General features: G+C 68.8%; 19 protein-coding genes and 7 pseudogenes. 12 read left to right on the plus strand and 14 right to left on the minus strand.

All coding sequences use genetic code 11. The annotated features are described in order from the left end of the window. Positions 1-619: 619 nt before the first annotated feature. Positions 620-1696 carry a recombinase RecA gene (gene recA / locus QFZ76_RS02265; protein ID WP_307672091.1) on the plus strand — a complete coding sequence of 359 codons (1077 nt, stop codon included), beginning with the start codon at positions 620-622 and terminating at the stop codon, positions 1694-1696. Positions 1697-2019: 323 nt separating this feature from the next. Here the strand turns inward: recA and QFZ76_RS51625 are convergent. The 3 genes and pseudogenes from QFZ76_RS51625 to QFZ76_RS02280 form a co-directional block, all read right to left on the minus strand. Next, positions 2020-2358 (minus strand): annotated as a pseudogene (locus QFZ76_RS51625) (transposase family protein); the annotation flags it as partial. Between the two features lie 415 nt (positions 2359-2773). Next, positions 2774-3343: a maleylpyruvate isomerase N-terminal domain-containing protein gene (locus QFZ76_RS02275; protein WP_307672092.1), complete on the minus strand. Its 570-nt coding sequence runs from the start codon at positions 3341-3343 to the stop codon at positions 2774-2776. Positions 3344-3398: 55 nt separating this feature from the next. Continuing rightward, a pseudogene (locus QFZ76_RS02280) lies at positions 3399-4524 on the minus strand (IS630 family transposase). Positions 4525-4538: 14 nt separating this feature from the next. Between QFZ76_RS02280 and QFZ76_RS02285 the strand changes: the two are divergent. Continuing rightward, a pseudogene (locus tag QFZ76_RS02285) lies at positions 4539-4877 on the plus strand (transposase); the annotation flags it as partial. A gap of 9 nt (positions 4878-4886) precedes the next feature. Here the strand turns inward: QFZ76_RS02285 and QFZ76_RS02290 are convergent. Beyond that, entirely contained in the window at positions 4887-5765 is an 879-nt protein-coding gene (locus QFZ76_RS02290; protein WP_307672093.1) for a MurR/RpiR family transcriptional regulator, read from the minus strand. 70 nt (positions 5766-5835) lie between these two features. Between QFZ76_RS02290 and QFZ76_RS02295 the strand changes: the two genes are divergently transcribed. Next, positions 5836-7017, plus strand: a complete 1182-nt coding sequence (locus QFZ76_RS02295; RefSeq protein ID WP_307672094.1) for a C45 family peptidase — start codon at positions 5836-5838, stop codon at positions 7015-7017. 33 nt (positions 7018-7050) lie between these two features. Here QFZ76_RS02295 and QFZ76_RS02300 read toward each other — a convergent pair whose 3' ends face one another. Genes QFZ76_RS02300 through QFZ76_RS02310 form a run of 3 tightly spaced genes read right to left on the minus strand, consistent with a single transcriptional unit; the run spans position 7051 to position 10500 of the window. Next, entirely contained in the window at positions 7051-8694 is a 1644-nt protein-coding gene (locus QFZ76_RS02300) for an amidohydrolase family protein (protein ID WP_307672095.1), read from the minus strand. Between the two features lies 1 nt (position 8695). Beyond that, positions 8696-9553 carry an amino acid ABC transporter ATP-binding protein gene (locus tag QFZ76_RS02305; RefSeq protein ID WP_307672096.1) on the minus strand — a complete coding sequence of 286 codons (858 nt, stop codon included), beginning with the start codon at positions 9551-9553 and terminating at the stop codon, positions 8696-8698. Then, positions 9550-10500, minus strand: coding sequence for an amino acid ABC transporter permease (locus QFZ76_RS02310; RefSeq protein WP_307672097.1), 951 nt, complete (start codon positions 10498-10500; stop codon positions 9550-9552). Before QFZ76_RS02310 ends, QFZ76_RS02305 begins: the two co-directional genes overlap by 4 nt. Positions 10501-10692: 192 nt before the next feature. On the opposite strand from QFZ76_RS02310, the gene QFZ76_RS02315 reads away from it, so the two are divergent. From QFZ76_RS02315 to QFZ76_RS02325, 3 genes are read left to right on the plus strand one after another with little or no spacing between them, the layout of a single operon-like run. After that, complete coding sequence (locus QFZ76_RS02315) at positions 10693-11586, plus strand: chorismate synthase (protein WP_307672098.1); 894 nt, start codon at positions 10693-10695, stop codon at positions 11584-11586. Continuing rightward, complete coding sequence (gene menC / locus QFZ76_RS02320) at positions 11586-12731, plus strand: o-succinylbenzoate synthase (protein WP_307672099.1); 1146 nt, start codon at positions 11586-11588, stop codon at positions 12729-12731. The genes QFZ76_RS02315 and menC overlap by 1 nt, the downstream gene beginning before the upstream one ends. Positions 12732-12741: 10 nt before the next feature. Continuing rightward, complete coding sequence (locus tag QFZ76_RS02325) at positions 12742-13674, plus strand: ABC transporter substrate-binding protein (protein ID WP_307672100.1); 933 nt, start codon at positions 12742-12744, stop codon at positions 13672-13674. A gap of 30 nt (positions 13675-13704) precedes the next feature. On the opposite strand, the gene QFZ76_RS02330 is transcribed toward QFZ76_RS02325, so the two are convergent. Both QFZ76_RS02330 and QFZ76_RS51630 read right to left on the minus strand, forming a co-directional pair. Beyond that, positions 13705-15303, minus strand: coding sequence for a CdaR family transcriptional regulator (locus QFZ76_RS02330; RefSeq protein ID WP_307672101.1), 1599 nt, complete (start codon positions 15301-15303; stop codon positions 13705-13707). Positions 15304-15332: 29 nt separating this feature from the next. Then, on the minus strand, positions 15333-15791 hold the full coding sequence (locus QFZ76_RS51630; RefSeq protein WP_373464250.1) for a hypothetical protein: 459 nt from the start codon (positions 15789-15791) through the stop codon (positions 15333-15335). A gap of 52 nt (positions 15792-15843) precedes the next feature. Between QFZ76_RS51630 and QFZ76_RS02340 the strand changes: the two genes are divergently transcribed. From QFZ76_RS02340 to QFZ76_RS02350, 3 genes and pseudogenes are all read left to right on the plus strand, one after another. Continuing rightward, positions 15844-16374, plus strand: a complete 531-nt coding sequence (locus QFZ76_RS02340; protein WP_307679908.1) for an alpha-amylase family glycosyl hydrolase — start codon at positions 15844-15846, stop codon at positions 16372-16374. A 365-nt stretch (positions 16375-16739) separates the two neighbouring features. Further along, positions 16740-16967, plus strand: a pseudogene (locus QFZ76_RS02345) (transposase); the annotation flags it as partial. Between the two features lie 245 nt (positions 16968-17212). Further along, positions 17213-18325, plus strand: coding sequence for a hypothetical protein (locus QFZ76_RS02350; protein ID WP_307672102.1), 1113 nt, complete (start codon positions 17213-17215; stop codon positions 18323-18325). Between the two features lie 378 nt (positions 18326-18703). Here the strand turns inward: QFZ76_RS02350 and QFZ76_RS02355 are convergent, their stop codons facing one another. Both QFZ76_RS02355 and QFZ76_RS02360 read right to left on the minus strand, forming a co-directional pair. Then, positions 18704-19075 (minus strand): fic family toxin-antitoxin system, toxin component, encoded by a 372-nt coding sequence (locus QFZ76_RS02355; RefSeq protein WP_307672103.1) that lies wholly within the window; start codon positions 19073-19075, stop codon positions 18704-18706. Next, positions 19072-19374: a hypothetical protein gene (locus QFZ76_RS02360; protein ID WP_307672104.1), complete on the minus strand. Its 303-nt coding sequence runs from the start codon at positions 19372-19374 to the stop codon at positions 19072-19074. Before QFZ76_RS02360 ends, QFZ76_RS02355 begins: the two co-directional genes overlap by 4 nt. Before the next feature lie 226 nt (positions 19375-19600). Between QFZ76_RS02360 and QFZ76_RS02365 the strand changes: the two are divergent. Together QFZ76_RS02365 and QFZ76_RS02370 are read left to right on the plus strand one after the other, a co-directional pair. Further along, positions 19601-19837: pseudogene (locus tag QFZ76_RS02365) on the plus strand (ATP-binding protein); the annotation flags it as partial. Positions 19838-20573: 736 nt separating this feature from the next. After that, positions 20574-21056 carry a hypothetical protein gene (locus QFZ76_RS02370; protein WP_307672105.1) on the plus strand — a complete coding sequence of 161 codons (483 nt, stop codon included), beginning with the start codon at positions 20574-20576 and terminating at the stop codon, positions 21054-21056. Between the two features lie 263 nt (positions 21057-21319). On the opposite strand, the pseudogene QFZ76_RS02375 reads toward QFZ76_RS02370, so the two are convergent. Then, positions 21320-21658: pseudogene (locus QFZ76_RS02375) on the minus strand (lamin tail domain-containing protein); the annotation flags it as partial. A 20-nt stretch (positions 21659-21678) separates the two neighbouring features. Between QFZ76_RS02375 and QFZ76_RS02380 the strand changes: the two are divergent. Beyond that, positions 21679-22443, plus strand: a pseudogene (locus QFZ76_RS02380) (IS6 family transposase). A gap of 658 nt (positions 22444-23101) precedes the next feature. Here the strand turns inward: QFZ76_RS02380 and QFZ76_RS02385 are convergent. After that, positions 23102-23938, minus strand: coding sequence for a carbohydrate ABC transporter permease (locus QFZ76_RS02385; RefSeq protein ID WP_307672106.1), 837 nt, complete (start codon positions 23936-23938; stop codon positions 23102-23104). Beyond that, a complete protein-coding gene (locus QFZ76_RS02390; RefSeq protein ID WP_307672107.1) occupies positions 23935-24906 on the minus strand; it encodes a carbohydrate ABC transporter permease in 972 nt (323 codons plus the stop codon). Before QFZ76_RS02390 ends, QFZ76_RS02385 begins: the two co-directional genes overlap by 4 nt. Positions 24907-24920 lie beyond the last annotated feature (14 nt).

Genomic DNA, 24920 nt, shown 5'->3' on the forward strand with positions numbered 1-24920 from the left:
GGCAGAGCGTTCATCGCCCGCACCCCGCTGTTCGAAGCAGCAGGTGAGGCATGTGGCGCGAGCCTGCGACGCACTCCACGCGATGGACTGAGGGAAACAGGTCGGGCACACCTCGACGCACCTGAGCAGTCCAAGAAAACCGCAGGTCAGAGCGCCTTTGAAGCCGGTTCGAGAATCGCCACACACTCCACATGCGAGGTCATCGGGAACAGGTCAACGAGACTCAGCAAGGTGACTCGAGCCGGTTACCGAGAGACGCAGGACTGCGTGACTACGACTTCGCGATCGGCACGGCCACCTGAGTACACCTCATGCCAGCGAGGAGCCCGACCGCAGCGAGGTCTCATACGTCCCGAAGTCGGCGGAGGGCATTCTCGGAAGCAGTGACGACATTCGACGGCGCCGCGGTTCAGCGAGGGAAAGCGGGCGGCGGCGCGGTCGGCGTCCGGAGCGGTCCGGTGCGCGACCCGTCCCGCTCCCCTCTGTTTGATACCTTTCACTGGACACGCAAATCGATCGGATGTTCGTTTCTGGGATCTCCGAGACGTCCGTTGTCGGCAGTAGACGCTCACGTTCTCCGACGTGCGGCGTGCCACACAATCGGACCGGGTGAAAGCTCATGGCAGGAACCGACCACAAAAAGGCGCTGGACACCGCGCTCGCACAGATCGAGCGGAAATTTGGCAGGGGCGCGGTCATGCGCCTCGGCGAGCGGCCCAATGAGCCCATCGAGGTGATCCCTACAGGATCGACCGCGCTGGACGTGGCGCTCGGCGTGGGCGGTCTGCCCCGCGGCCGTGTGGTGGAGGTATACGGGCCGGAGTCCTCCGGCAAGACGACCCTGACGTTGCACGCAGTAGCGAACGCACAGAAGGCCGGCGGCTCGGTGGCCTTCATCGACGCCGAGCACGCACTCGACCCCGAGTACGCCAAGAAGCTCGGCGTCGACACCGACAACCTCATCCTGTCCCAGCCGGACAACGGTGAACAGGCGCTGGAGATCGTCGACATCCTGATCCGCTCCGGCGCGATCGACTTGATCGTGATCGACTCCGTCGCGGCCCTGGTGCCACGCGCCGAGATCGAGGGCGAAATGGGCGACTCCCACATGGGTCTGCAGGCCCGTCTGATGAGCCAGGCACTCCGCAAGATCACCGGCGCGCTGAGCCAGTCCCAGACCACCGCGATCTTCATCAACCAGCTCCGCGAGAAGATCGGCGTGATGTTCGGCTCCCCGGAGACCACAACCGGTGGCCGCGCGCTGAAGTTCTACGCCTCGGTGCGACTCGACATCCGCCGGATCGAGACGCTGAAGGACGGCACGGACGCGGTCGGCAACCGTACCCGCGTCAAGGTCGTCAAGAACAAGGTCGCGCCGCCCTTCAAGCAGGCCGAGTTCGATATCCTCTACGGCCATGGCATCAGCCGCGAGGGCGGCCTGATCGACATGGGCGTGGAGAACGGCTTCGTCCGCAAGGCCGGCGCCTGGTACACGTACGAGGGCGACCAGCTCGGTCAGGGCAAGGAGAACGCCCGCAACTTCCTCAAGGACAACCCCGACCTCGCCGACGAGATCGAGAAGAAGATCCTCGAGAAGCTCGGAATCGGGGCGCCGGCGAAGGCCGCAGTCGCTGAGGACACGGGCGCCGTCCCGGTCCCTGGTGCTGCCGGGACCTCGGCGGGAAACGCCGCCTGACAGGCACGGGCGCGGCCTGGCCGGGGGCAGGCTTCCGACATGTTCAGCATCTGGGCGTCGCCGGTCAGCACGCTGCCGGTGAGGTCGATGGCGTCCAGTAGGGGCTGGAAGGCGGGGATCTCGTTGCTCTCGGCGGCGATCCGCCGCTGGGCCAGGACCACGCCGTGGTGGTCCATCGCGGCCAGCAGCTGGATCGCGGTCGTGGTGTGGGTGCGGGAGCCGCGGACGGTCTTGCCGTCGACCGAGATCGCCCGCAGCGCGGGCTTCGCAGGCGGTTCGGACGGTTGCGGTGGTGTTGTTCTGGCCCGCAGGTAAGCGCTGATCGCCGCGTCGAGCGCGTCGCCGTCGAGGCGTTGGAGCAGACGACGGATGGTGGCCGGATGCGGTACGGCCCGGATGCCGGTGAGCGGGTCGGGCGGGAAGCCGAGGTCGCTCAGGACGGACGGCGGGGCGTCGGTGGTCCATTCGCCGATCGCGACAAGGGAGCGGGCGCCGGCCAGCACGGCCGCGGCGGCCGCACACAACAAGGGCAGCATCGGATACCGCCGTCCTCGATGGCCGCGTGGATCGGGCACCCAGATCAGGAACCGACGCAGGTCAGCGGCATCCTGTGGGGTGCCGTGAAGGTTCGGGAGGGCCAGTTGTCCCAGCCCGGAGGGCATGGGTGATGATGTTCGGTCAGGCACGGTCTCGCTCGGTTCTCATGGGTCTTCGACAACCACATGATCACCAGCGCCGTGCCTGTTCTGCTTCCCGGAAAACATCCCTGCCCAGGCCGTGACATGACGTCACGTCATGCACGAGACCGGCGAACCGGACCGATCCCGAACATGCAATGATCCTGCTCCAGGGATGACACAACGCCGTAGAAAGGTCGGGATTGCCGACGTCCAGGTCGGCAATCCCGACCGCCCAGCTCTGTTTCCGCCGGCCATCTCCCGGCCTTCTCCAACAGCTTCGCCGCCGTCCGCAGGGCCGCGGCAAGGCCCTGCTGAGCCCAGCGCCGTACCCGGAGATCCGCAGGTACTCGCCCCTGCCGAGTGCTGTGACCGGGAACGTTCGCCGGGGTCAGCTCGATCAGTCCGATCGTGCTGCTTCCCACCTCCATGAGGTTTGGCGAGGGAGGCCGTCGAGTTCTTCGCGTCCGGTGCACCAGAGGAGTACCTGAGTGGGGTCTCCGTGTGGGGCGGCGGGGAAGAGCCGGTTGAGTACTGCTGCGCTCAGCGGTGCTGGTGGCAGCCAGTCCACGGACAGTCCCTGCGTGATGTCGTAGGTGTGCAGCAGGGTTTCGGCGACGCCCATCGCCGTGAACCCTTCGGGGTCGCACGGGCCCCAGTGCCAGGCCCTCAGGGTCGGGTTGGCTGTGGCCAGGGCGCTGCTGAGCAGTCCGCCGCAGGCGGTGACGGCCTGGAGTGCTTCGGCCGGCGAGGCAGTGGGGCGAACGTTCAGGTCGATGGGAAGGTAGGCGTCGGCGGGCTGTGCTGCCAGCTGCCCTGCGTAGGCCAGCAGGTCGTGGCCGATGTGGGCTGCTGTTTGCCAGCAGGTCCATTCGAGCGGCCCCGCCGGCACCGTCCAGTCCTCGGCGGTATGGGGGCCAAGCACCCGCAGCATCTCTGCCACGGCGGCGTCGACGTCCTGATGGTCCATGCAGAGCTCCTCGCGGTCCGTGTTGTGGGAGTGGGCTGTGCCGGTTGTCGATCCTTCACGCCGCAGGGCATCTGGCACGTCCGCCCCAGCGGATGCCTTTCTCGCTGCGGATGCGGACACGCCCTCGGCGTTGTGCGGCGAGTACGTCGGGGTGGCGGGCGTTGGCGTTGCGCCAGCGCAGGTAGCGGTGCAGGGCCCGGTTCTGCGTGGGATGGCTGCGATGGTGGGAGTTGGCCAGGGTGAACTGCCGCAGCGGTCCGAAGTGGGCCTCGATCGGGTTGGCCCAGGAGGCATAGGTCGGGGTAAAGCACAGCTCGACCTTGTTCTTCTTCGCCCAGGGGCGGATGTCCGCACCGGTGTGGGCTGAGAGGTTGTCCAAGATGATGTAGATCGGGGCGCCGTCGGGTCGGGCGGCGCGGATCGACTTCAGAGCGCCGCCAGGGTGTTGGCGGTGCCTTTGCGGCGGCGGTTGACGCCCCACAGACGGTCGTCGCCGACGGAGTAGCAGCCGTGGAAGTAGGTGACGCCGTGGGTGCGGCGGTAGGTCGCCGGCAGCCGGTTGGGCTTGCCCTGTTTCGCCCAGCAGGAGCCCCGGTGGGCCGGATCCCCAGCGGCCCGAACTCGTCGAAGGCGAAGACCCGGTCGGGGAAGCGCCCCAGCACCTGCTCGATCCGGTCGAGCTTGGCGTCGCGGTCGGGATCTGGGGACTCCTTCCAGGTCTTGGTGCGCTGGAAGGTGATGCCGCGGCGCGACAGCAGGCACCGTAAGGCTTCCCGGCCGATGCGGATGACACGTCCGTGTATGCGGCGCAGGTAGGCGGCGAGTTTGCGGATCGCCCAGCGGGTGAAGGGCTGACCGAGCTTGTTGGGGCGGGTGGTGGCCGTCCGGACGACGAAGTCCTCGTCGTCCGGGGTGAGCAGGCGGGGACGGCCTCCCGTCCATCGAGGGTCCAGACAGGCCAGGCCGATCTCGTTGAACCGGTGGATCACATCCCGGACGGTGTCCTCGTCGGCCTGGACCAGCTGGGCGATCACCGGGACGCGGTTCCCGCCGGCGGACGCCAGCAGCATCATCATCGCCCGCCGGTAGCGCACCGAGCTGGTACTTCCCCGGCGCACGATCTGCTGCAGCTTCTGCCCTTCCTGATCGGTCAGTCTGCGCACCCGCACGGGCTCAGCCACCACACCTCCACGGTCGGAACCGACGTCACCGCCCATCCAACCGCCCCAACCACCAACCCGGCGAACGTTCCCAGTCACAGCACGCCCGGGCGTTGTACGCCGACCGCGGGTACGACCACGACAACTACCGCCGGGGTCTGCGCGAGCGGGGCATCGTCCCGAAGATCGCCCGGCGCGGTCAACCACATGGCTCGGGCCTGGGCCGGGTGCGGTGGGTTGCCGAGTCCGCCATCGCCTGGCTCCACGGCCCACGCCGCTTACGCACCCGCTGGGAATCCCGAGACGACGTGCACGACGCCTTCCTCCAGCTCGCCCACTGCATGCCCCTCGCCCGCAAGGACCCAGCATTCTGAAAGGACCCCTCAGGCCTGGCCCGGGCCGGACAGCTGTGAGCGCAGGGAATCGAGCAGGTCGGCCGTGCCGGTCGCGCGGTCGCGGACCAGGGCGGCGACCGCGAGGACGAGGGCGTCCGTGACGACAGTGGCGGACAGGATCTCGCCGGTCAGCCGGGTCGGCGAGTTGGGGGCCTGAAGAACCGCCCGCACCCGGTCGTGCAGCTCCGGGCCGAGCGTGCTGGTCACCAGGACGGCGTCCGCACCGGTCCGTGCGGCATGGTCGAGGACGACCTCCAGGTCACGGCTCAGCCGCCCCGGACTGTAGAGGAGAACGGTGTCCTCGGCAGTCAGCGGCAACAGCTGGTCGGCGAGCTGGAAGCCGGTGGCACGGGCGCCGCGCGTCACGACGCCGAGCCGGCCCAGGCGGACCGCCGCGTACTCGGCGGCCAGCGCCGACACCCCAAGTCCCCAGCTGAGCACGGACCGGGCGCCGGCGACCGCTGTCGCGGCCGTATCGAGCTCGTCGGGATCGAGGAGGGCGGCGGTCTCCCGCAGCACCTCCGCGCCGTCGCCCAGCACCTTGTGCGCCAGGCTTCCGTCGGCGGTCCCGGTCCGCTCGATGCGCTCGGCCACGCGCGCGGAGGGCGGGGTGCGGTCGGTGAGGTCGCGGCCGAGGTGGCGTTTGAGCTCCGGAAGGCCGGAGTAGCCCAGGGACCTCGCGGTGCGGATGACGGTCGCGTCGCTCGTACCCGTCGCGGCGCCCAGGTCGGTGGCGGTCGCGAACAGGACCTCGCGCGGGCGCTTGAGAACGAACTCGGCCACCCGGCGTTCCGCCGGCTTGAGGTCGTCGAGCCGCGCGCTCATCCGGTGCTCGAACGTGTCGCCATGAGGGCTACTGGGGGGCATGCGATCACCCTAGACGTTGACTGTGTAGTAGTTGCTACTACATTCTTGCCTCTCGAGAGGAAGGCGAGCGATGAGCGACACGACTGTTCCGGCGGGGACGAGGGCCATACCGATGATCGAGATTTCGGGAGGGCCGAGGGAGCGGGGACGCGTCCACGGCGAGGCCGCCCGTCAGGAGATCGCCCGGTCGATGGCCTACTACGAGGAGGCCTACGGCGCGGCTACCGGGCTCACCTGGGAATCGGTGGTCGACGAGGCCCGCAAGTGGCGTCCGGTCGTCGCCGCGGCCTCCGAGGAACTGCTGGAGGAGATGGCGGGCATCGCGGAGGGGGCGGGGGTGTCCGAGACGGACATCCTCGCGCTCAACGCCCGCGGCGAGATCGTCAGAGCCGCGGACAGCCGTTTCGGCCGGTCGGGGTGGGAGGCGGGGGCAGACGCGGGCCACGATGAGGAAGGCTGCTCGACGTTTGCGATCCTGCCCGGCGGCTCCGGTGTCGACCGGGTCTTCAGCGGCCAGAACTGGGACTGGCGTTCCGGCACGGAGGACACAACGATCGTGATCCGCATCGTCCAGCCCGGAAAGCCGACGATCATCCAGCAGGTCGAGGCCGGACAGGTCGGCCGCCACGGCGCGAACTCGGCCGGCCTGGCCCTCCAGGCCAACGGACTGAGCGGCGACTTCGGCCGGTCGATCGGCCTCCCGCAGCCGGTCCTTCGCCGGCTGATCCTCGACAGCGCGATCATGCACGACGCGCTGCAGGCCGCCGTGACCGCCCGGTTGCAGATCGCCGTCAACCTGCTGATGGTCCACCGCGACGGGCTCGCCGTCGCCATGGAGACCACTCCCGGCAGCCATCGGTGGAGCACCACCCTGCGGGGCCGCGTCGTGCACACCAACCACTACCAGTACGGGGTCCCGGACGAGATCGGCAGCACCTACCGCCCCTCGTCGATGAGTTCCGTCTACCGGCTCCCCCTCATCGAGGCGGGCCTCGCGCGGCTCGACGACGTGGCGATCCCCGACAAGCTCCACCAGGTCGTGCGCGAGGTGCTGAGCGACCACTTCAGCTACCCGTGCTCGGTGTGCGAACACGACGACGACCGGCTGCCCAGGGTCGAGCGGTACAAGACGCTGATGTCCAGCCTCATCGACCTGACGTCAGGCGAGTACCGGGTGACGGGCGGCAACCCGTGCGCCAACGACTACACCCTCGTCCCCTGGAATCTCCACGACGGGCCGGGCGGGCAGTGACCTGAGCCGTCCGCTCAGGCCCGAGTCGTGCTCTCAGGCCGGAATCAGGCGGCGGCCGCGGCGGGTACCGGCCCACCGGCCGTCGCTGACAACGACTTCACCGGCCATCATCACCCAGGAGATCCCCGTCGGAGCCACGTCCGGTTCGAGGTAGTCACCGGGGTGCGAGACGGTCGCCGGGTCGAGGGCCACCAGGTCGGCGACGGCACCCACCGCCACCCGGCCGCGGCCGGGGACGGAGAAGGTGTCAGCGGGCAGCGAGGTCATCCTCCGTACGGCGTCCGCGAGTTCGAGGGTGCGCCGCTCGCGGACGTAGCGGCCGAGAACCCGGGGGAACGTTCCGAACAGGCGCGGGTGCGGGCGCCCCCCGGTCCCGAACGGGAGACCGTCCGAACCCACCATCGCTCCCGGCGCCGTCATGGCCACCTCGATGTCACGTTCCTCCATGCAGAAACCGACCATCGTCACCTGCAGCCGCTCCTCACACAGCACTTGGACCATCGCGTCGAACGGCGCCATGCCGAGCCGGGCACCGATCTCGTCGAGCGTGCGCCCCTCGTAGGAGTGGCTGCGGGTGCTCGACACCATGATCGAGGAGTAGCCGCCCGCGCCGGCGACGAGGTTCTCCCAGCCGGCGCTGTGCTCGGCCTCGACGGCCGCCCGGATCCTGCGCAGTTCGCCACGGTCGTTCAGCCGCCGCAGCAGGGCACCCGGCCCTCCTTCGTGCGCCCAGGGCGGCAGGCAGGCGGACAGATGCGTCGAAGCCGCCTCGTACGGGTACACGTCGTGCGTCACCCGGACCCCGGCGGCCCGGGCGTCGTCGAGCAGCCGGACCGCCTCGGGCATCCGCCCCCAGCTGTCCCGGCCACCGCATTTCAGATGCGACACCTGCACGCGGCAGCCGGCCCGCCTGGCCACGTCCAGCGTCTCCTCGATGCTGGACAGGAGCCGCTCGTTCTCGTCGCGCATGTGCGTGGCGTAGACGCGTCCGTCCGGCAACAGGCCGGCCAGGGAGGCGAGTTCCGCGCGGTCGCTGTACGCCCCGGGCGGGTAGATCAGGCCGCTCGAAAGCCCGAACACCCCGGCGTCGAGGGCCTCGTGAGCCAGCTCACGCATCACCGCCAGGTCTTCCGGGGTGGCTCGTGCGTCGCGCATGCCCATGGCGGCGAGCCGGAGGCTGCCGTGACCCATCAGCGGACAGTAGTTGGTGACGTACCCGCGTTCGTCGAGTGCGGTGAAGAGCTCCGTGAAGCTGCGGTAGGGGCGGCCGCCGTCCGGAAAGAGGAAGTTCTCAGTGTCTTCAGGGCTTTCCGGACTTTCCGGGTTTGCGGGGTTCTCGCCGTCGGAGCCGGGCCCCGCGGGCGCCGGCGAATCGCCGCAGTTGCCGACGATCTCGGTCGTCACCCCCTGGCGGATCTTGCTCAGGTCGTCGGTCTCCAGGAGCGGCGAGGTGTCGGCGTGCGAGTGCGCGTCGATGAAGCCGGGGCAGACCACGAGGCCGGTGGCGTCGACTGCGGCGTACGAGGATGTCTCGCGCGGGATACGTCCCGGAGGCTCGACCGCGGTGATCCGGCCGTCGACGACAAGGGTGTCGGCAGCTTGCGGCGGCGCCCCGGTGCCGTCGACGACCGTGGCGCCGTGCACGAGAGTCCCGCCGTGGACGAGAGCCGATGCCACGTCACATCACCCTTGCGAGGAAGGACTTGGTCCGCTCATGGGCCGGGTTCTCCAGCACCTGCCCCGGCGTCCCGAACTCCACGACCCGGCCCTCGTCCATGAACGCGACCGCGTCGCCGACCCGGCGTGCGAAGCCGATCTCATGCGTGACCACGATCATGGTCATCCCGTCGGCCGCGAGCCGGCCCATCACATCGAGGACCTCTCCGACGAGTTCGGGGTCGAGTGCGGAGGTCGGCTCGTCGAAGAGCATCAGCGTCGGCTTCATGGCCAGTGCCCTGGCGATGGCCACGCGCTGCTGCTGGCCGCCCGAGAGCTGTTCGGGATACGCGTCCGCCTTGGCGGCCAGGCCCACCCGGTCGAGCAGTGCCACGGCCTCCTCGCGGGCACTCGCCTTGGGTACGCCCTTGACCTTCACCGGTGCCTCCATGACGTTGCCGAGCGCCGTCATGTGGGGGAAGAGGTTGAACCGCTGGAAGACCATGCCGATCCGCTCGCGCTGCCTGGCGACCTCGCGCGGGGACAGCTCGTACAGCCGGTTGCCGCGCCGGCGGTAGCCGACGCGCTCGCCCGCTACGGTGAGCTTCCCGCCCGAGATCGGGTGCAGGTGATTCACGCACCGCAGAAAGGTCGACTTCCCGGACCCCGACGGTCCGACCAGGCACACGACCTCGCCGGACCGGACGGTGAGATCGATCCCGGTGAGCGCTTCGAGATCGCCGTAGCGGGCGCGTACCCCCTCGGCGACAACGGCGGGTGTCTCCGTCGTGACGTCGGTGGGTGTTCCCGTGGCTACGTCGGTGGATGTTCCCGTGGCTACTTCGGCGGGTGTTCCCGCGCTCTTGTCGAGGGCGCTCATGCTCCGTTCCTCCGGTTGCTCTGGCGGATGCGCAGGCCGGAGACCAGGGCGGCCGCCAGACTCCTGCGCTGCGGGGACGAGCCCCGGCCCCGGCTGAAATACGTTTCGATGTAGTGCTGGAGCACCGAGAGAATCGACGTCACCAGCAGGTACCAGAGACTGGCGACCATGAGCAGCGGGATGGTCTGGTACGTCCGGGAGTAGATGATCTGGACGGAGTACAGCAGTTCCTGCATGGCGACCACGCTGGCCATCGAGGACGCCTTGAGCATGCCGATGACCTCGTTGCCGGTCGGCGGGACGATCACCCGCATCGCCTGTGGCAGCACGATCCTGCGCAGGAGGAGCGGACGGCGCATGCCGAGAGCGTGCGCGGCCTCCTCCTGGCCGGGGTCGACGGACAGGATGCCGCTCCGGATGATCTCGGCCATGTACGCGGCCTCGTTGAGGCCCAGGCCCAGCAGTGCCGCCACGAACGGGGTGATGATCGAGTTGGCCTGGATGGAGACCAGGTCGGGCCCGAACGGGACGCTCAGACTGACCTGCGGGTACACGGCCTGGAGAAAGTTCCAGAACAGCAGCTGGACGAGGACCGGGGTGCCGCGGAAGAACCAGATGTAGACCGAGGCGGTCCGCGCCAGCAGCCGGTTCGGCGACAGCCGCATCACGGCGAGGACCGTGCCGCCGACGATGCCGATGACCATGGCGAGGGCGGTGAGTTCGAGCGTCATCAGCAGACCGCGCAGGACCGACTCGGACGTGAGGTACTGCCGCACGGTCGACCACTGGAAGCGGGGGTTGGTCACCGCGCTGACCAGCAGCTGGGCGGCCAGCACGACGATGACGGTGGAAGCGGCCCAGCGCCACGGGTGGCGGCGGGGCACCACCTGGAGGGATTCGTCGGGCGCCGCCGACGCGGTCGACGCTTCCGTGTGGAGCTGCGCCATACGGCCTCCCAGCTGGAATCGGGCGTGGTGGCCGGTATGAGGGCCCGGCCGACGGACGCGGCTCCATTGACGCCGGATCAGTATCCGAGGGCGCCGGACACCCTGATGATGTCTTCCAGCACCAAGAACGGGCGCTGAGTTTGAGCCTGAGGACAAAGCCCGTACCGGCGGTGAACAGCGAGTCTGCTGGGCGTGTCTTCCAGATCCCACCCCTTGCCCTCCACGACGCCCTCCACGACCGCCCGGCAGGACGCCGATGAGGCCGCGGCCGGTGCGGCCGTGACCGTACGACCGGTTTCGGAGGCCGACGACTGCGTCGACGCGAGCCGGCTTCTCGCCCGCGTCTTCGGCACCTCGTACGACGCGTCGCCCGTCCAGCACGACGTGCTGCGCAGCCTCGCCCACGCCGGCGGATGCGTGGTCGGCGCCTACCGGGACGGCCGGCTGGTCGGCACGGCCGCGTGCGTCGCGGGCGCGCCCCACTCCACCGATCTCTACTCCCTGATCGCCGGAGTCGACGCCGACGTGACGGGCGGCGGCATCGGCTACGCGCTGAAGCTCGCGCAGCGCGCGTGGGGACTCGACCGCGGGGCCACCGCCATGCGCTGGACCTTCGACCCGCTGCTCCGCCGTAACGCGTACTTCAACCTCACCCGCCTGGGAGCGGTGGCGTCCGCGTACATCCCCGACTTCTACGCGCCCCTGAACGACGCCGTGAACCGCAACGATCTCACCGACCGGCTGGTGGCACGCTGGGCCCTGGACCGACCGGTCGGCGCCCGCCCGCCGACAGCGGAGCCGGCCGACGCGTGCACGATCCTGCGACCGGTCGAGGGGCTGCCCGTCATCGGCGAGCCCGACGGCGAAGCCGTCCTCAAACTCTGGGTTCCCCGCGACGCCGAGGCACTGCGCGGGACCAGCCCCGACCGGGCGCGACGGTGGCGGCACGCCGTCCGTGAGGCGTTCACGGCCGCCGTCGACCAGGGCTACACGGCGCGCGGCATGACACGAGACGGCTGGTACCTGCTCGTACGGGACGCGCGGGCGGCGCAGGACGGCCCGGCACGGGACAGGGAGGTCGCGTGATGGCGGCGGCCTTCGAGTTCGCCCGTATCCATCGGCTGCGGATGCCCCTGGTCACTCCCTTCCGGACCTCCATGGCCACCGAGACGCACCGCGAACTCCTGCTGCTGCAACTGCGCGTCGACGGCGTCGACGGCTGGGCGGAGTGCGCGGCCGACCCGGAGCCCCTCTACTACGCGGAGTACATCGGCGGTGTCGCCGACCTGCTCACGACGCGAGTGCTGCCCATGATCGGCGCGCTTCCCCGGCTCACCTCCGCGGCCGTGGCGCAGTGCCTGACGGGCGTTCCGGGCAATCCGCTGCTCAAGGCGGTGGTGAGCGGTGCCGTACTCGACGCCGAGCTGAAGCGGGCGGCGATGCCGCTGGCCGACTTCCTCGGCGCGACCCGCTCCGAAGTTCCGGTGGGCGTCTCCATCGGCATCCAGCCGGACATCGGAACCCTCCTGACCTCTGTCGAGGGCTACCTCGCCGAGGGCTACCAGCGGGTCAAGCTGAAGATCCGCCCCGGTGCGGACCTGGAGCCGCTGCGCGCGGTGCGCCGGGCCTTCGGGGACGACCTCGCCCTGCAGGCCGACGCCAACCAGGCGTACACCACCGCGGACGTCACGCACCTGCGCCGGTTCGACGAACTCGGCCTGCAGATGCTGGAGCAGCCGTTCCCGGCGGAACAACTCCTCGCGCACGCCCGCCTCACCGAGGTGATCGACACCCCCGTCTGCCTCGACGAGTCCGTCACAGGACCGGACAGCGCGGCCACCGCCCTGGCCCTGGGCGCGGCAAGCATCGTCAACATCAAGCCCGCCAGGGTCGGCGGCTATCCGGCGGCTCGCGCCATCCACGACCTGTGCCGGTCCCAGGGCGTGCCCGTGTGGTGCGGCGGGGTCCTGGAGTCCGGTGTCGGGCGCGCCGGGAACCTCGCCCTGGCGGCCCTGCCGGGCTTCACCTTCCCCGGAGACATCTCGGCCACGCGCCGCTACTTCGCCGAGGACATCACCGCGGCGTTCGAACTCACCGACGGGCACCTCACGGTGCCCACCGGACCAGGTCTCGGAGTCAGCGTCGATCTCGAGGCACTGCGGCGGTTCACCGTCAGCACCACCGAAGTGACGGCATCGTCCCTGCCGGCCCCGTCCCCCGCTCATCAGTGAAGAGGCCCACGTGAACATCCCCAGACATCGATCCCCGCGCACCACGTACGGCTACCTCGCGATGGCGTCGGCCGGTACGTTCCTGCTCGCCGCCTGCGGTTCCGGAGGCAGCACGTCCGCCGCCCCCGCCGAGAGCTCCGAGAAGCTCGACGTCGACCCCGCCGCGGCGAAGCTGCTGCCCGCCGACATCAAGAAGGCGGGCGTCCTGCGGGTGGCGACCGATGCCACCTACCCCCCGTTCGAGTACTTCGACACGGACAACAAGACGATCATCGGCGCCGACGCGGACTTCGCGCAGGCGCTCGGTGACGTCCTCGGCGTGAAGGTCACGCTCACGAACGTGTCCTTCGACGGCCTCATCCCCACGCTCGACTCCGGTAAGGCCGACCTGGCCGCCGCGGGCATGGCCGACAAGGAGGAACGCCGCAAGCTGATCACCTTCGTCGACTACGCGCGCAACGACCCCGCGTTCCTGCTCAAACCCGGCGACACCTCGATCAAGACCTTCGCCGACCTCTGCGGCAAGAACGTCGCGGTGCAGAGTGCGACCTCGATGGCGGACAACCTCGTCACACAGTCGAAGCTGTGCACCGACAAGGGCGAGAAGCCGGTGGCCATCAAGGAGTACAAGGGCCAGGACCAGGCGATCCTCGCCGTGCAGAGCGGACGGGCGGTCGCGGCGGTCAGCACCGGCGGCTCGGGGGCCTACCTGGTCGACCAGGCCGAGGGACAGCTCGAGATCGTCATCCCTCCGGACGAGCTCTCCGAAGACGTACCGCTGGGTCTCGCCGTGCCGAAGGCGGACACCGAGCTCGTCAGGGCGGTGCACGCGGCGATGGCACGGCTCATCGACGACGGCACCTACGCGAGGATCATGAAGAAGTGGGGGCTGACGAAGTGCTGCTCCTACACCGAGAAGACCGTCGACAACGCGAAGTTCTGACGGCCCGCATCCCCGGCACGGGGCGATTCGTCACCGGAACGGGGCGAGTATGCGCATCTGCAGCCAGACGGCCAGCCGGAACTCCGGTTCGGACAGGTCCAGGTCGAACAGCTCGGACAACCGGCGCAGCCGGTACCGGAACGTGTTGACGTGGACGGTCAGCCGCTGTGCGGCGACGAGCGCGTCGCCGCCGGAGTCCAGATGGACGCGCAGGGTCGCGAGGTACTCGGTCCCGTGGACCCGGTCGTACTCGAGGATCCGGGTCAGCACGGGCAGCGGACGCGTCCGGCTGGCCCAGGCCGATTCGGCCAGCTCCTCCAGCGCGAGGACCTCCCGGCTCGCCGCGATGTCCAGGACCGGTCCGCGCTCCGGGCGATGCAGCAGCGCGCGCAGCCCCCGCTCGGTCTCACCCCGGCCGGCCGTCACCTCCTGCACCGAGGTGACGGCGTCGCCGACGGCCGCGATGAGCGTGACTCCCAGGCTGCTCCGCGCACTGTCGATGATCTGGCGTGCGAGAAAGACGAGTTGGTCCCGGGTAAGGAGCGCCGCGGGCAGCAGCGCCAGAACGGTGTCGTCGAAGGCGGTACAGGCGGCCTTCTTGTGGTGCGACTCGCAGAACACCGCGACAAGGTCCATGACCCGTGCGCTGTCGACGACCTCGCCGGGCCGCGCGTTCATCCTGAAACCCAGCAGGACCGCCGGCTTTTGGGGACTGAGCGGGAACTCCGAGGGCGTATCGCGGTCCGAGGCCCGCGAGGAGAGGAGGCCGCTCAGCCACTCGCTGCGGCGAACGCGCTTCAGATCGGTGGTCGTGCCGCCGTGCAGCAGGTGCATGGCCACGATGCCCGTGACCGAGGACAGGGCCTGCCCGGCCACGGCGGCATCGATGCCGCCGCTGTCGATCGCCCAGATCGAGCCGAGTACGCGGGAACCGGCCCGCACGGACACGGCGAGCCGCGCGAAGTCGCCCCCTTGCTCCGGATAGGCGGGGAAGCCGGCCGGCCCGTCCCGGTGCGCCAGGACCCGGTACTCGTCGGAGTACAGCGGGTCGTCGGGCACCTGCCGGCCGAGAATCGTACGACGCCGGCAGCTGTCGATGGGCTGTCCCTCGATGTTGGAGTAGGCCAGGAGCCGGCGGTCGACGTCCTCGATGGTGATCGCGCTCCCCACCATGGCCGCCACCGCGTTGGCGAGGGAGAACAGGTCGCCGATCGCGACCCGCGACAGATCGGGCACGTTCGTCCGGCCGGCCTCGCTCGCCACGATGGCGGAGATCAGGGAGTCCAGATGACGCCACGGCGTGTCATCGGGGGCGAGCAGCACGGGGATGCCGGCTTCGGCGGCGCACCGGCGCCAGCGGTCCGGGTCTTCGCCGTACGCCTTGACGACCGCGGCGGCGTAACCGAGCCGGGCTGCCTCGTGAAGGGCGCCACGAGCCGCGGCCACGCTCGACCGCCCGCCCACCATGAGGAGGATCGAGTGCGATCCGGGCGGCGGCTCGGACTCCGCGTCCCAGATGACAGGGTCACCGATCCACGGATCGGCGTCCGCCGGCAGGTGCAGCGGCCGCAGCAGTTCGGCACCGAGGGCCGCGACCAGCGACGCGACCCCGGGTTGGGTTGCGGTCATGGCCATGGCGGCACCTTATCGACTTGCTGTTACCGGCTTGTTTTCGGCCACGGCCGATCCTTCAGCCCCTCGAAAGACAGGACCGCCCCTTGACCTCGCAGACCTCCCTCCCCGCGACCGCCGACATCGTGTCCCTCACCCGCGCCCTGGTCGACACCCCTTCCGAGAGCGGCGAAGAGGCCGAACTCACCGACGCCGTCGAGGCCATGCTGCGCGCTCTGCCGCACCTGACGGTCCAGCGGATCGGCAACTCCGTCGTGGCCCGCGACCCACTGGCTGGAGCGCGGCGTCGCGGGCTGGCGCCTGGACGCCGCGTACGCCGTCCCGCAGGCGTTCTGGCGCAGACCGACCGGGTGCGCACCCGCTTCCCGGACGCCTGGCTGACCGGCGAGGTCCTCCACGGCGACTACACCGGCTTCGTGAAGAACGGCGGCTTCGACTCGGTCACCCCAGTACGAGCTGTGGAAGGCGATCTGGAGCTCGCTCAACGACCACAACCTCTTCGAGCTGGCCTGGGCCCTGGACCGCCACAACACCCTCCTGGAGACCTTCGCCCCGCAGACGTTCGTCGGCAACCACGACGTGACCCGCATCGCCAGCCGCCTCGACGACGAACGCCACCTCGCGCACGCCCTGGCGATCCTGTTCACGGTCGGCGGCGTACCCGCGGTGTACGCGGGCGACGAGCAGGCGTTCCGAGGCGTCAAGGAGGAACGGGAAGGCGGCGACGACGAGATCCGCCCGGCCTTCCCCGACCACCCCGACCAACTCGCCCCCCACGGCACGCAGGTGTACCGCCTCCACCAACAACTAATCGGCCTACGCCGCCGCCACCCCTGGCTGGTCCGCGCCCACACCACGGTCCATCACCTGACCAACACGGAACTGGTCTACGTCCTGGCCGACGACACCACTTTCCTGGCGGTGGCCCTCAACGTCGCCGACCACCCCGCGGATCTCCCCCTCCCCACCGCCGACTGGCGTCCCACCGCAGGCGACGGCCGCTTGACCGGAGGCCGGGCAGCCCTGCCGCCGACGGGCTGGATCATCGCGACAAGCACACGCTCCTGAGGGGCATGCTCAACCACGAACAACCCGCCACTCTCCCACTGGCGGGAGGGGGCGTGGGCCGGTGCGTCGTACGCCCGTCGCGTAGGTTCTGTCTCAGGCCACCCGCACCCTGTACCAACACCGGGCCGTATGCCCACCCGGCGACGGGCTGACGCACCGGCCCACGGCCCCACACCCCCCACCCACCCAGGGGCGCGGGGCTGTATCAATGTGCGGCTCCGCCGCGCAGGCGCGAGCAACCACAACGCACCCGCAGCTTCAAACCGGCTATCCCAGCGGAGCGCCGGGCGGATAAGGCGGCCGAGCCGGAATCCCCGCGCCGGAGGCGGACGGCAACGGCGGCAACGCCGTCTCGTGAAGCCGGGCTGCCGCCGGTGCGGGGCAAGCAGGGCCGGCCCCGGCGCAAGCCCCGGGCGTTGTACGCCGACCGCGGGTACGACCACGACAACTACCGCCGGGGTCTGCGCGAGCGGGGCATCGTCCCGAAGATCGCCCGGCGCGGTCAACCACATGGCTCGGGCCTGGGCCGGGTGCGGTGGGTTGCCGAGTCCGCCATCGCCTGGCTCCACGGCCCACGCCGCTTACGCACCCAGCGGGCTGTTTCGGCAACGTGAATGGGAACCACTGCGGCAACGAGGACGAGAGCCGCGTTGCGCCATCCGAGAAGGGGATGGACACGACACAGGTCCATGATCGGCAATGGGATTGGGAGCCACCTCTATCGGGTGACTTTTGACGCGGAGCCGAGCCTGTGCCCCTGGATATGCGGTACGCCTTGGCGACAGGTTGGAGGGTTCGTAACTCCTCAGGAGCTTGCAGCAGTACAGGGGGATACTGAGTGGAAACAACCGAACTCGCATCGTCGGTGGTGCAGATAATCGCAGGCTTGTCGGCCGGTGTGGTCGCACGCGCCGCCGATCAGGCTACGAACACAGCCGTTGACCGTGTCTACGCCCTGGTACAGGACCGGCTGGGCCGCTCCGCCGAGGGGCGCGCGGCGTTGGACGCGTTCACCGACCGGCCTGCTGAGCCCACGCTGGCGGAAGCCCTTCAGTCGGCGCTTGCCGATGCGATCAGGGCTGACCCCGACTTCGCAGGGCAGCTCGAACAGGCGGCGGCCGCCGCCTCTTCCACCACACAGAGCAGCGGAAACTCTGTGGGTAGGGACCAGAACAACGTCGTCATCACCGGTGGGATGCGGAGAAGCCAGTTCTCCTTCGGTCCGCTGACGATCCACAACACACGTACTGCGCGGATGTCACTGATGGGCATCGGCGTGGCCCTGCTGCTGGTGTTGTCCCTCGCCGGTTACGGGAGCTTTCAGTTGTTCACCGACGACGTCCCCGCGCCCGGTGCGGGTGCCGCGGTACCGGGGAGGGTTACCGACGGCATCGGAGACAGCCGGGCAGCGGCCGGTGAGGAAGATTCTGAGGCTTCTGCTTCGTCCTCAGGACTGCCCTCGCCGAGAGGACCGATCTTGCGCGGTAAGGGCGACTACCCGTTCACCGGCCAGATCGTTCGGGCCACGACCGAGTTCGCGGTCGGGAATCCGTCGGTGCGCGGGGGTGCTCGGCCGGCGCGCGCTGGCGAGGTGTACCTGCTGATCCTTGTACGGGTGGAGGGGGACCCGCCGAGCCGCCCCGTCGCGGCACCCACCGGCACTCTCGCCTGGACCATCGAGCACAAGAGTTGCCCCACCGGATGCGGAGTAGCGGACGTCGACAGCGCCGGAGCCTATACCGAGGACGAGCTCCCCAACGCTTCGTTCGGGTATGACGGCCACACCATGCTGGAGGCCAACCAGCACTACTACATCTACGTCTGGAAGCCGGTCAAAGAGTCCGAGGACCTGTCGAACGCCCGGCTGTGTCAACTCATCGATGCAGAAGACAAGTTGGGGTTTGAGAACAACTGCATCCCGATCGGCAAGGTCGAGCGGCAAGCAGGGTAGGCGGGAAGGTGGAGACGCTGGCTTCGTGCGTTTGAGTACCTGAACGGAAAGCCCCAGGATAACGCACCTGAGCACCGCCGAGGTCGCGGCGGGGCTCAGGTACTTCCTCGACCAAACGACCCAAAGCCACCCTTACGCCATCAGCAGCTTGTCACACGCCATCAGGAAGGGTGGCTCCCAACCTCGTTGCCGAAGCAGTGGCTCTCACTCTCACTGCCCCCACTGGCTCTGCTTCACCCTGTCGAATTCAAGCGGGCCGACGGCCCACAAATGAGAGAGCCTCGCCGAGGAGGAGGCTCAGACACCCCCGCCCTGGCAGAGCGGTGGAGAACAGGCGAGTTCACCGGCCTTCCGCTCCGATGCTCCTCGCTCCCGGCCTCAGCCGGTGGACCAGGCGCGCAGCTGCGCTGCGACCTCCTGAACGCGGGCGCCCTTGTGCTTGGCGCGCATAACCAGCGCGAGGGCTTCCTCCGGCTCGTAGTCCAGGGTCTGGCCGTTCGTGTTGAGGAACGTCTCGGCAACCAGCCAGGCGAAGAAATCGCTCTTCGCCTCCAGCGGCTCATGCAGCGCAACGGTCTCCAGCATGGCCGCGGCCTTCAGCCAGTCGCTCGCGTACACGTCGCGGCCCATGTAGTGGGCCTGGACCCGGGCACAGGCGGCGTCCAGCACGCCCAGGTCGAGACAGGCCGGGTCGCCCGGCAGGGTCTGCGCGATCTGCAGAAGCTCTTGCGGGATGAGAAACCGCGTCACGCGGCGTGACCGTGCTGCTGGATCTCCTGCAAGTCACGGCTGCCCATGGGAGCGGGGTCAGGCCAGGCGGCCGTACCGGGATCGGCTGCGCGGGCGTCCTGAGTGGCGAAGACTTCGGCGAGCCGCGGAACGCGGTCGCGGGCCTTGCCGAGGGCTTTGAGGAACGGGTCGTCGGCGGCCGCGAGCGCCGCCTCGCGGACGAAGTCCTCGGGGGACTTTCCGACGATGTTCGCGGCCGCCTCGACGCGCGCGTACTCCTCCGGCTCGAAGGGCGGCAGCTGGGGTCCGTTCTGGTCCATACGAGCGACGATACCAGCGAGCCTGACCCCTACCGAGGGCGTTCGGGCAGAAGAGAGGGGCAGCGGCGTGGACGGCGGGTGCCCCTTCAAGTCTCCAGCGAACGTACCAGGTGATCGTCGCCTTGCGGGTGGTGCCTGGCAGGATCCAATCGTCAACGCCGACGGGCTCTCCGTCGTCGATCTCATGGAACCCGTCTGACCGGCAGTACCGTTACGGCGTGGCGAGAGACGAGAGGCGAGCCTGGTCTTCCAGGTCATCTCCAAGCGATACGAGAAAGGCTCCATCGTCCTGACCTCGAACAAGACCTTCGGCGAGTGGGGCCAGGTCTTCAGCGACGAGGTCCTGGCCACCGCGATCCTCGACCGCCTCCTGCACCACTGCGAGGTCGTCCCGATCAACGGCAACAGCTACCGGCTCAAGAACCGCCTCCAGGCCACCGAGCGGGACACTGACGTGGCCTGAGCACCGGTGCACATAACTCCGTACTCGGTGATGCACTCAGACGAGTACGCGGACAGCACCCGCCCCCGAGCACCCGCTACCACCCCGCTACCACCCCGCTACCAGTAGCTATACCCACCGAAAGCGGAATTCAGCACTAGAGATCGACCGGCCCGACGCACTGGGACGCCGGCGGTGTGCGTATGCGGGGCTGAAACCGGCGTCGACGTCGCCCGCGACGCCTCCGGCCGGTGGCGCCACCCCGCACGCTGGCACCGCGCCCGCCCCGACCTCTCCTCCGCCGACGTCGCTCCCCCTGCAGCCCGCCGCTTCACGGCACGCTGTCCTCATCTGCGTGCAGATCGCAGCCTGCCTCGGACACTGCTTCACTCCGTGCACATTCCTTGGGGTGCCGGTGCGGGACCCGACTCCCAGTTGCCAGGCCGCTGACCAGGGAAAACCCAGACGTTCGGGTGGAGCCCTAGCCGTTTTGTGGAGTTTCATCAATACACGACACGCCAGCAGCAGTGTGAAGGACGTCTACTCAGTCCCCCGAGCGGCGCAACTTTCCCTCCAAAGGGCTTTGGCCGCAGCCTCTTTGATGAACCGTCAGAAGAGCATTTCTGACCTCTCGAACACCCGATCGGCCCCTATTCGTCATTCCCAGACATTTCTGAGGTGGCGACAGAAGTAGGCGCGACTAGGTTCGTTCATGGTCGGCCGCTCAGCTGACATCCCTGAGAGATGGAGAAACGGAATGCCTGAGAAAAGGAGAAACGGAACGCGTAGGCGTACCGTTGTCGCGATCGCAGCGTCCGTGGGCGTCGCGGTCTTGACTGCAACCGGTGTGAACTACGCCTCGGCTTCCAGCTCCGTCCCGCAGTCCGCCCCGTCGGTACAGGACGCCGATGCCTCTGTCCCCCTCGGAGGCGACGGCCAGACCCACGCCTACAGGAACGACGACGCTGGACGGATCCACGTCAACGAGCGCACGTATGCAGCCGAGCCAGGTGTGTGCACCGCCGTCATCAGCAGTCCCGCCACCAGCTTCAACATCCGAAACGAGAGTGACAGAACCGTCGAATTCTTCACTGGGATCACCTGCGACAACGGCGCCGCAATCGCCACCATCGGGCCCCGGAACTCCAGCAGCGCAATCCCCGGCACAACGGTCTTCGACGGCGTCGTGGTGCCATTCGCGCTCGTAGGCAGCTTCCGAGCCATCGACAAACACCACTGACCCTCACCCGGACCCAGAACAGCGACAGCCTGCCTGTCAGATAGGGACCCGCACCCGCCTTCTCCGCATCGTAGAGGGGGTGACTCTTTGAGCCCCCGCTGGCCCGGTGGACGCGACCCTTGCAGTTTGCCGCCCGCCACCACCGTCTGCCTGCGTCGCAGACCGACGGTGGTGGCGGGCTTTCAGGGCCGGGTGCGCCGCCGCCTCACCAGAGCGTTTTGCGGGTGCCCTCTTCAGCAGTCACCGGCACGCGGCCTTGAGCATCAGCGCTGGCGGTGCTCACCCCGGTCACCGCGCTCACCCCGGTCGTCGCCCCAGGAGGCCTCGTCGACGAAGCGGTCCCGGTGGTTGTGCAGGGTGGCGGTGTCGGAGCGGTTGTCCCACACGTAGTTGCGGCGGTCCTGGAACAGGTCGGTGGCGGTGTCGCGGCCTTCGCCGGTGTGGATGCGGACGGTCGCACGGCCGGCCAGGCGGCAGGAGTCGAAGGTGTAGGTGTGACCGTCCTCATCGGACAGCGTCCACCCGTCCAGGTTCACGCTGCGGCGGGTGGTGTTGGTGACCTCCATCCACTCCCTGTTCAGGGAGCGGTTGGAGCGGTCGTCACGGCGCTGTCACGTTGGCTATGGCGTGGGAGGATCTTCGGGTTAATCCTGCTGGAGGGGTGCCCGTGGAGAGCAGGTCGCCGTCGTACAAGGGGCACCGCTACTCGGTCGAGGTCATCTCCCACTGCGTGTGGCTTTAGCACCGTTTCCCGCTCAGCTTCCGCGAGGTCGAGGAGCTGACGCTCGAGCGCGGTGTCGTCGTCTCCTACGAGTCGGTCCGCCGCTGGTTTGTGAAGTTCGGCCCGGCCTACGCCCGCGAGCTGCGTCGCCGGCTGCCCCGGCCTGGGGACAAGTGGCATCTGGACGAGGTCTTCATCAATATCAACGGTGAGCAGACGTACCTGTGGCGGGCCGTCGACCAAGACGGGATGGTGCTCAACATCCTCGTGCAGAACCGGCGGGACCCCGCCGCGGCCAGGCGCTTCTTCCGCCGCCTGCTGAAGAACACGGGTGCGGTGCCGCGGGTGGTCGTCACCGACAAGCTTCGCTCCTACGGCGCGGCCCACCGCGAGGTCATGCCCTCCGTGGAGCACCGCTCCCACAAGGGCCTGAACAACCGGGCGGAAAACAGCCACCAGCCAACCAGGCAGCGTGAACGGGCGATGAAGGGCTTCCGCGGCGTTGGCGCAGCCCAGCGGTTCCTCTCCGCGTTCAGCGGGATCTCACCCCACTTTCGACCCAGCCGCCACCTGATGGCGGCCTCCGGCTACCGAGCCGAGATGACCCTCCGCTTCGCCATCTGGGACCAGATCACCCGCGCCGTCGGCCAGCCCACCACAGTCTGAACACACACCCGGACCGCGTGCCCACCGCGCCCCGACGCACCATCAGACAGTCACGCACCCAACAACATGACAACGCCTGATCGTGAGCTCCTCGCCTACAGCGGAAGCAGCGGCCACGCCCTCCAAGGCTGCGACCACCAGTACGCGAGGTTCATGTCGCCGGTCCGCCAGCGGCGCGGAGTGGTTGTGGCGAGCCGGTCCAGAGGTTCGACGCCGCCCGGCTGCCCGCCGTCCAGGGCGAGGCGGACGGCCGCGGTGAGGTCGGCGTCGGCATGAGGGGTGCGGGCCGCGAGTCGACGGAGACGAACAGGGCGGTGCCGGAGCGAGCCACGAGGTCGAGGAACTGACGGTTCAGCGCCCACTCGGTCGGGGGTGCACGGCACGCAGTCGGCGTCCACCGCGTAGAAACGGTTGTGCTGGGCGAGGCGGGTGGTGCCGCCAGCGCAGCGCCACCTTCGACAGGCCGGGCGGGCCCAGGGCTGCGAGAGTCAGCTCCAGTCCCCCGTCCGGCTGGTGACATGCCGTCACTCGGCGCCGGGCACGGTCCAGCTGCCCGGCCCCGCCGGTGTGGCGGAGCGCGGGGCCCCGTCCGCCGCGCTGATCACGTGGACGGCATCGGGCAGGGGAACTCGATCACGGACATGACCTGCCGCCTCTCTCAGCCCTTCACCGCGCCGGACGTGAGGCCTTGGACGATGTGACGGCTAGCGAAGGCGAACAGCAGCATCGTGGGCAGGATGGTGAGGACCGCCGCCGCGGACATGGAGCCCCAGTCGATGTTGAAGCTGGAGATGAATCCGTTCAGGGCCGTGGGGACGGTCTTGTTGGTGTCGCTGTTCATCAGCGTCACGGACAGGAAGAGTTCGTTCCAGCAGTTGACGAAGTTGAAGATGAACGCGGCCACGATCCCGGGACGCATCACCGGCAGCAGCACCCGGAACAGCGCCCCGAACCGGGACAGGCCGTCGATCATGGCGGCCTCCTCCAGCGCGTCCGGGATGTTCTCGAAGAAGCCGCGGAGCATCACCGTGCAGAACGGGATGCAGACGGCGATGTAGACGAGGATCAGCCCGAGCCGGTTGTCGACCAGCTTGAGGTCGGTCATCAGCAGGTACAGCGGTCCCAGCGCGATGAAGGTCGGGATCATCTGGGTGACCAGGGCGGCCATCAGCAGCGCGGACTTGGTACGGAACTCGAAGCGGGCCAGTACGTACGCCGACAGCATCGAGATCGCCGTGGCGACCGCGCCCGCGACGGTCGCCACGATGAGGCTGTTGGTGAGGTAGACGCCGAAGTCGGCCTTGCCGAACAGCCCGCTGTAGTTCTCGAGCGAGAAGCGCTCGGGCCAGTAGGCGATCGGGAAGGTGAAGATGTCGCCGGGTGCCTTCAGCGACGTGATGGTGATCCAGTAGAGCGGGAAGACGGTGAAGACCAGCCACAGCCCCAGGAAGGTGAACTTGGTGGCCCGGCCGGCCGTGGACTCCTTGCCGATCACGGCTTCACCTCTCGCTTCTCGCGCGTGGCCAGAAGGAAGAAGACCGCGAACACCAGCAGCGTGGCGACCACGATGAGGCCGAGCGCGGAGGCCCTGCCGTAGTCGCCCTGCTGGGTGATCTTGATCATCCAGGTGGTCACTATGTGCGTCTCGTTGTTGGGTCCGCCGCCGGTCATTCCGAAGATGAGGTCGGGAAAGTTGAAGATCCAGATGACCCGCAGCAGCACGGTCAGCGCGAGGGTGACCCTGATGTCCGGGATCGTGATCTGGAACAGCGTGCGCACCTTGCCGGCTCCGTCGAGCGCCGCCGCCTCGTACAGATCCTCCGGGACGGACTGCAGCGCGGCCAGGATCATGATCGTGAAGAAGGTGACCCCGTACCAGACGTTGGCGACCACGACGGCGAACATCGCGGTCTTCGGGTCGGCCAGCCAGGCGACCGGCTCGTCGATCAGCCCGGCCTTCTGGAGCAGGTCGTTGACGACACCGAACTCGCTGTTGAACAGCCAGCGGAACAGGATGCCGATGAGGAATCCGGAGATCGCCCAGGGGAAGAAGACCAGCGCCTGGTAGAGGCCGCGGAAGCGGAATTTCCGGCGCAGCCACAGGGCGAGGGCGAAGCCGATCACCAACTGGGGCACGATCGAACCGAACACCCAGACGGCGGTGTTGGTAAGGACGGTGCCCCAGGCCGGGTCGGCGAAGACGTCACGGAAGTTCTTCAGGCCCACCCAGGAGGTGTCGCTCAGGTCCGTCAGATTCCAGTTGCGGAAGGCCATCTGGCTGCCGGCGATCATCGGGTAGTACGTGAAGACCGCCACGAAGATCGCGGCCGGGGCCATGAAGGCGGCGATGAGCAGCCCGCGCCGGGAGGTGAACTCCGGCTTGCGGCGGCCCTGTTCGGTGCCTCGGGCGGGCGGGGCTCCCCTCTTCCGCTTCCGGGAGGAGCCCGCCGACGCCGTTTTCATCGTTTCCGTCGTAC

Origin of the sequence: Streptomyces sp. V4I2, from assembly GCF_030817655.1 — a bacterium.
GTDB lineage: Bacteria > Actinomycetota > Actinomycetes > Streptomycetales > Streptomycetaceae > Streptomyces > Streptomyces plumbiresistens.

What these genes read in the sequence shown, in the direction of transcription:
- menC (WP_307672099.1), top strand. Translation starts at nt 11,586, where the DNA reads ATGGCGGCGGCCTTCGAGTTCGCCCGTATCCATCGGCTGCGGATGCCC.
- recA (WP_307672091.1), top strand. Translation starts at nt 620, where the DNA reads ATGGCAGGAACCGACCACAAAAAGGCGCTGGACACCGCGCTCGCACAG.
- QFZ76_RS02360 (WP_307672104.1), bottom strand. Translation starts at nt 19,374, where the DNA reads ATGGACCAGAACGGACCCCAGCTGCCGCCCTTCGAGCCGGAGGAGTAC.
- QFZ76_RS02290 (WP_307672093.1), bottom strand. Translation starts at nt 5,765, where the DNA reads ATGCCCCCCAGTAGCCCTCATGGCGACACGTTCGAGCACCGGATGAGC.
- QFZ76_RS02310 (WP_307672097.1), bottom strand. Translation starts at nt 10,500, where the DNA reads ATGGCGCAGCTCCACACGGAAGCGTCGACCGCGTCGGCGGCGCCCGAC.
- QFZ76_RS02390 (WP_307672107.1), bottom strand. Translation starts at nt 24,906, where the DNA reads ATGAAAACGGCGTCGGCGGGCTCCTCCCGGAAGCGGAAGAGGGGAGCC.
- QFZ76_RS02295 (WP_307672094.1), top strand. Translation starts at nt 5,836, where the DNA reads ATGAGCGACACGACTGTTCCGGCGGGGACGAGGGCCATACCGATGATC.
- QFZ76_RS02275 (WP_307672092.1), bottom strand. Translation starts at nt 3,343, where the DNA reads ATGGACCATCAGGACGTCGACGCCGCCGTGGCAGAGATGCTGCGGGTG.
- QFZ76_RS02330 (WP_307672101.1), bottom strand. Translation starts at nt 15,303, where the DNA reads ATGACCGCAACCCAACCCGGGGTCGCGTCGCTGGTCGCGGCCCTCGGT.
- QFZ76_RS02370 (WP_307672105.1), top strand. Translation starts at nt 20,574, where the DNA reads ATGCCTGAGAAAAGGAGAAACGGAACGCGTAGGCGTACCGTTGTCGCG.
- QFZ76_RS02305 (WP_307672096.1), bottom strand. Translation starts at nt 9,553, where the DNA reads ATGAGCGCCCTCGACAAGAGCGCGGGAACACCCGCCGAAGTAGCCACG.